5 protein-coding genes, 4 tRNA genes and 1 rRNA gene are annotated in these 5,493 nt (G+C 45.0%); 8 read left to right on the forward strand and 2 right to left on the reverse strand.

Annotated elements, in window-relative coordinates; genetic code table 11:
• Positions 1-68 precede the first annotated feature (68 nt).
• From rrf to birA, 3 genes are all read left to right on the forward strand, one after another.
• Positions 69-184, forward strand: a 5S ribosomal RNA gene (gene rrf, locus B4923_RS20475).
• Positions 185-497: 313 nt separating this feature from the next.
• Entirely contained in the window at positions 498-1,535 is a 1,038-nt protein-coding gene (gene murB / locus B4923_RS20480) for a UDP-N-acetylmuramate dehydrogenase (RefSeq protein ID WP_109491541.1), read from the forward strand.
• The gene (gene birA / locus B4923_RS20485; protein ID WP_109491538.1) at positions 1,532-2,491 is read left to right on the forward strand and encodes a bifunctional biotin--[acetyl-CoA-carboxylase] ligase/biotin operon repressor BirA; all 960 of its coding nucleotides are present in this window, start codon (positions 1,532-1,534) and stop codon (positions 2,489-2,491) included. Before murB ends, birA begins: the two co-directional genes overlap by 4 nt.
• Positions 2,492-2,531: 40 nt before the next feature.
• Here birA and coaA read toward each other — a convergent pair whose 3' ends face one another.
• Together coaA and B4923_RS20495 are read right to left on the reverse strand one after the other, a co-directional pair.
• Positions 2,532-3,482 (reverse strand): type I pantothenate kinase, encoded by a 951-nt coding sequence (gene coaA, locus B4923_RS20490; RefSeq protein WP_109491539.1) that lies wholly within the window; start codon positions 3,480-3,482, stop codon positions 2,532-2,534.
• Positions 3,483-3,684: 202 nt separating this feature from the next.
• On the reverse strand, positions 3,685-4,233 hold the full coding sequence (locus B4923_RS20495) for a GNAT family N-acetyltransferase (protein WP_109491540.1): 549 nt from the start codon (positions 4,231-4,233) through the stop codon (positions 3,685-3,687).
• A 328-nt stretch (positions 4,234-4,561) separates the two neighbouring features.
• On the opposite strand from B4923_RS20495, the gene B4923_RS20500 reads away from it, so the two are divergent.
• The 5 genes from B4923_RS20500 to B4923_RS20520 form a co-directional block, all read left to right on the forward strand.
• Positions 4,562-4,637 (forward strand) — tRNA-Thr (locus B4923_RS20500).
• 15 nt (positions 4,638-4,652) lie between these two features.
• Positions 4,653-4,737 (forward strand) — tRNA-Tyr (locus tag B4923_RS20505).
• Positions 4,738-4,871: 134 nt separating this feature from the next.
• Positions 4,872-4,946: transfer RNA gene (locus B4923_RS20510), tRNA-Gly, on the forward strand.
• 6 nt (positions 4,947-4,952) lie between these two features.
• Positions 4,953-5,028, forward strand: a tRNA-Thr gene (locus B4923_RS20515).
• A 107-nt stretch (positions 5,029-5,135) separates the two neighbouring features.
• Positions 5,136-5,493, forward strand: a 358-nt coding sequence (locus B4923_RS20520; protein WP_040175987.1) for a GTP-binding protein, incomplete at its 3' end; no start/stop codon positions are given.

A 5,493-nucleotide genomic window follows, 5' to 3' on the forward strand; every position in this document is an offset into this window, starting at 1 on the left:
TCAGCTTGTTCAAAGATTGGTTCCGGTGGTTGCGTGAATAGCGTAACGGCTGGAATAAAACAGATTTGCCTGGCGGCGATAGCGCGGTGGTCCCACCTGACCCCATGCCGAACTCAGCAGTGAAACGCCGTAGCGCCGATGGTAGTGTGGGGTCTCCCCATGTGAGAGTAGGGAACTGCCAGGCATCAAATAGTGAGAAGCCCTCGTCGAAAGACGGGGGCTTTTTGCATTTTAGCGCTACTCGGGAGCGGGGCCTGTTGGATGGGCTACAGGTGCACTCGACAGGGGGCTTTATGCATCATCCACAAACTTAAACCAACGGTTTCGCTTTATCTGAACTCAGGTCAGTAAGACGGGTTTCCCTGTTTTGCCGTTAATGAGCACTGATACCTGTTTTAGCAGCTGTCTTTGGTTATTTAGCCGTGTATAAAACAACGCTGATATCTGACTCTGATCGGGTAGACTATGAGGTATCTGAGTTAATGAGTATGAATGCGATGACGAATGGTGGCATATCACTAAAACCCTATAATTCCTTTTCATTATCGGTAGCGGCGTCATCCATCATTGTGGCTGATACGCAAGAACAGCTTGTCAATGGCTGGCAGGCAGCCAGGTCATTGCATAAGCCAGTTTTGTTGCTAGGTGAAGGGAGTAATGTTCTTTTCCTGGAAGACTTCGCTGGTACCGTTTTACTTAATCGGCTTAAAGGTATTGTGGTAACGGACGATTGCGAAGGTTGGCATCTTCACGTCGGTGCTGGAGAAAATTGGCACTATTTGGTGGAGTATACGCTTAAACGAGGTATTGCTGGTCTAGAGAATCTGGCGTTAATTCCTGGCTGTGTGGGATCTGCACCGATCCAGAACATTGGAGCTTACGGTATAGAACTTCAACATGTATGTGAATATGTTGATCTATTGGACCTTTCCAGGGGAACGGTACGGCGTCTCAATGCAGCTGAATGTCAGTTCGCTTATCGCGAAAGCATATTTAAGCATCAATATCGTGATGGATTTGCTATCACGGCGGTAGGGTTTTATCTGAAGAAAGATTGGAGTCCAATATTAAATTATGGTGATTTGACGAAGCTCGATCCTGCCACTGTAACACCACAACAAATCTTTGATTCAGTGTGTCATATGAGACGTAGCAAACTGCCCGATCCTGCTGTTACAGGTAATGCTGGTAGTTTCTTTAAGAACCCTGTTGTTACGCAGCAGCATGCTGAGCATATTCTAAAAGAATATCCGAATGTACCTCGCTATCCGCAGCCGGAAGGAAAGGTAAAACTTGCAGCAGGATGGCTGATTGATCAATGCCATTTAAAAGGTTTTCAAATGGGCGGCGCAGCGGTTCATAGCCAGCAGGCACTGGTTCTGATAAATAAAGATAATGCGGTAAGTATGGATATTATCGGTTTAGCACGCCATGTTCGCAGTGAAGTTGCCAATAAATTCAATGTTTGGCTCGAGCCTGAAGTTCGTTTTATTGCCGCACATGGAGAGGTAAATGCTGTCGAGGTATTGTCATGAGAGACATTAAAGTTCCTCTTAAGCTCATTCAAATTCTATCGGATGGTGAATTCTACTCAGGTGAATTCTTGGGTGAAATGATGGGAATGAGTCGGGCTGCCATTAATAAGCATATTCAGACGCTGCGAGATTGGGGAATTGATGTTTTTACGGTAACCGGAAAAGGATATTGTTTCCCTGCGCCGATGCAATTATTGGACGAGGAAAAGATTCTCAGTACCTTACCCGAAGGCGGGGTAACAGTTTTGCCTGTCGTTGACTCGACAAATCAATATATTTTAGACCGGTTAAGTTCTTTGTCCTCCGGAGATGCTTGTATTGCTGAATATCAGCAAGCCGGGCGTGGCCGAAGAGGGCGGAAATGGTTTTCTCCTTTTGGCGCTAATTTATACTTATCTTTGTATTGGCGCTTGGAGCAAGGGCCTGCAGCAGCAGTGGGTGTAAGTTTGGTGATTGGTATGGTGATGGCCGAAGTCTTACATAAGCTGGGAGCTGAGGGCGTTCGAGTAAAGTGGCCCAATGATTTGTATTTAAAGGATAGAAAACTGGCGGGAATTCTTGTTGAACTGATGGGAAAAACCGGGGATGCCGCCCATCTGGTTATTGGTGCCGGTATTAATTTACAAATGCGTGATCCAGTAGATAACGTGATTAATCAAGGATGGATCAATCTACAAGAAGCTGGAATTGCAATAGATCGTAATACGCTGGCAGCGAGTCTGATTTTAGAACTGCGCTCGGCTCTGGCTACTTTTGAGCAGTATGGGCTAGAGTCTTTTATCTCCAATTGGGAGAAACTGGATAATTATTTCAATCGCCCGGTCAAATTGGTTATCGGCAATCGTGAAATACACGGTATTGACAGAGGTATCGATCGGCAAGGTGCTTTGTTGCTGGAAAGTGACGGTAAATTAACGCCTTATATCGGTGGCGAGATTTCATTGCGCGGCGTTTAAAAAAAGGGGATATATTATCCCCTCTTAAGTTTTCTGATATTTACTTTCTTAATCGTACATACTCTACAGCATGATTTGCACTCTTGGTCATAATAAGACTGGCTCTTTCACGTGTAGGAAGAATATTCTCTTTCAGGTTAAGTCCATTAATATCTTGCCAAAGTTGTGAGGCGATTCCAATCGCTTCTTGTTCTGTCAATTTTGCATAATTATGGAAGTAGGAATTTGGATTTGAGAATGCACCTTGTCTGAATTTCAGAAAACGATTGATATACCATGTTTTTAACAGCTCTTCTGGTGCATCAACGTAAATTGAGAAATCAACGAAATCAGAAACAAAAACTCTATGTGGATCATGTGGATAATCCATTCCACTTTGCAGTACGTTCAATCCTTCCAAAATTAAAATATCAGGTTGTTCCAGAACTTTGTTATTATCAGGAACAATATCGTAGGTCAAATGTGAATAGGTTGGAGCAATGACCTCAGGAGCTCCTGATTTAATATCAGAAACAAATTTGACCAGGCTATGAATGTCGTAAGATTGCGGAAATCCCTTTTTCTTCATCAAATTACGATCTTTTAAAACTTTATTTGGATGAAGAAAACCATCGGTGGTAATTAGTTCAACGCTACGATGTTCCGGCCAGCGACTGAGTAATGCCTGCAATACACGCGCCGTGGTACTTTTCCCAACGGCGACACTGCCCGCAATACCAATAATATAAGGGATCCTTTGACCGTCGGTTCCCAGAAATTGCTCTAAAACTGCCTGACGGCGCAGGTTCGAACTGATATAGAAATTAAGCAGGCGCGATAGAGGCAGATAGATCTCAGCGACCTCATCCAATGACAGATCTTCATTAATCCCTTTTAGCTTAACTATCTCTTCTTCTGTCAATGTCAATGGGACTGAATCACGTAAGGCTGCCCATTGAAGGCGATTAAACTGTAGATATGGCGTAGCCAAAGATTGCTCTCTATTTCTCATAAGTCTGATTCTGCCTGCTTATACAGGTAAGAAAGGGAACTTCAGCCCACCCAAGTTATAGAGCTAGCTCAACTCAGGCCGTAGAACCTTTCTTTGTATAGTAATTTTTGATTACAGGCAGGTTACCACTTTGCTGGTGAAAAAAAGAAGAGAAAATCAGCTTGATACTCAATGCCCCTTTTATAAGGGCATTGAGTAAGCATCAACTGGCGATGGCTCGACCCACATGATTCACAGCGAAGAGACGTTTATAGTAGATGGCGGTGGGGTGGTAGTAGCCATCAGGTGTACAGGCATAATCTGGTAGTTCCCCCAGGTAGCGATACCCGAGAGTCCGGTAAAATGCTTCCGCTGGTGAGTCCGCCTGGGTGTCCAAATAAAGCAAACCTCGTTGCTGGAGCAGTGCGGTTTTTTCCAGTACCTGCATCAATTGTCTGCCTACGCCCATTCTACGAGTACGGCTATGTACCAATAATTTTTGAATCTCCGCCCGATTTTGCCCATTGGACTTTTGGCATAGTTCCAATTGTACGCTGCCGATCACACCTTCAAAATCGCGCGCTATCCATAGCATACGAGCACCTTTTGCGATAGAAGGCCGCAAACTATGAAAATAGCTCTCTGCTTCTTCATGTGACACTGGAGATTGATATCCAATAGATGCGCCTTTCGCCACGGCATCAACCAGTAAATCGGCAAGTTCTCCACGATAAACGGGTAATGTAGCAACATTGAGTGATACGATTTTCATAGGGCATCTCCTGAACGATGGATAGACACTTCTAATAAAGCAATATTCATTCCAGGTTTTTGATGCATTAATTGCTTGAAATGTGTCCGTTTAGCTCAAAGAACGCTTTTTCAAAGTGCAGGCGTTGCATTTTTGGTGCAGAGCATATGGCTGAAATTTGACCATGCGCGCTTTTGGGTTTTGTGAAATTTGGCGGTTCTTTGTGCGAATTCTTAATGGTATTGTGGATCCATGTTCAAATTTGGATAAAATCTAAGCGATAGTGCATTTTACGCAATTTTTTTGTTGCATAGGTCGTTCGGTCTACCTAGAATGCGCAGCACTTGATGCCGGCTTAGCTCAGTAGGTAGAGCAACTGACTTGTAATCAGTAGGTCGCCAGTTCGATTCCGGCAGCCGGCACCATCAAGTACACAATCAGGTGGGGTTCCCGAGCGGCCAAAGGGAGCAGACTGTAAATCTGCCGTCACAGACTTCGAAGGTTCGAATCCTTCCCCCACCACCAAATTCAATCCTGGTGACAGGATAAAATCGATACGGTATGTAACACTAGACCGGATCGAAGAATGCGGGGTATATGAAAGCTTTATTCCCCAAGTTCAAAATCTACAGAGAAATCAGGTAGCCGAGTTCCAGGATGCGGGCATCGTATAATGGCTATTACCTCAGCCTTCCAAGCTGATGATGTGGGTTCGATTCCCACTGCCCGCTCCAAGATGTGCTGATATAGCTCAGTTGGTAGAGCGCACCCTTGGTAAGGGTGAGGTCGGCAGTTCGAATCTGCCTATCAGCACCACTTCTTTTTATTCCTCCTGATTTTCTTTCTGTTAAAAAATTCAGCAAGCAACTGCTTGGTTGATGTGGTGATACCACCGATTTATCCGTGTCTTAGAGGGACAATCGATGTCTAAAGAAAAATTTGAACGTACAAAACCGCACGTTAACGTCGGTACTATCGGCCACGTTGACCATGGTAAAACAACGCTGACCGCTGCTATTACTACCGTTTTGGCTAAAACCTACGGTGGTAGCGCGCGTGCATTCGACCAGATCGATAACGCACCGGAAGAAAAAGCACGTGGTATCACTATCAACACGTCTCACGTTGAATACGATACCCCGACTCGTCACTACGCGCACGTTGACTGCCCAGGGCACGCCGACTATGTGAAAAACATGATCACCGGTGCTGCGCAGATGGACGGTGCAATCCTGGTTGTTGCTGCGACTGACGGCCCGATGCCGCAGACTCGTGAGCACA

It is taken from the genome of Brenneria roseae subsp. americana (assembly GCF_003115815.1).
Taxonomy (GTDB): Bacteria; Pseudomonadota; Gammaproteobacteria; order Enterobacterales; family Enterobacteriaceae; genus Brenneria; species Brenneria roseae.

Excerpts from the sequence above, each read along its gene's own strand:
- murB (WP_109491541.1), top strand. The coding sequence starts at position 498 with ATGACGAATGGTGGCATATCACTAAAACCCTATAATTCCTTTTCATTA.
- birA (WP_109491538.1), top strand. The coding sequence starts at position 1,532 with ATGAGAGACATTAAAGTTCCTCTTAAGCTCATTCAAATTCTATCGGAT.
- coaA (WP_109491539.1), bottom strand. The coding sequence starts at position 3,482 with ATGAGAAATAGAGAGCAATCTTTGGCTACGCCATATCTACAGTTTAAT.
- B4923_RS20495 (WP_109491540.1), bottom strand. The coding sequence starts at position 4,233 with ATGAAAATCGTATCACTCAATGTTGCTACATTACCCGTTTATCGTGGA.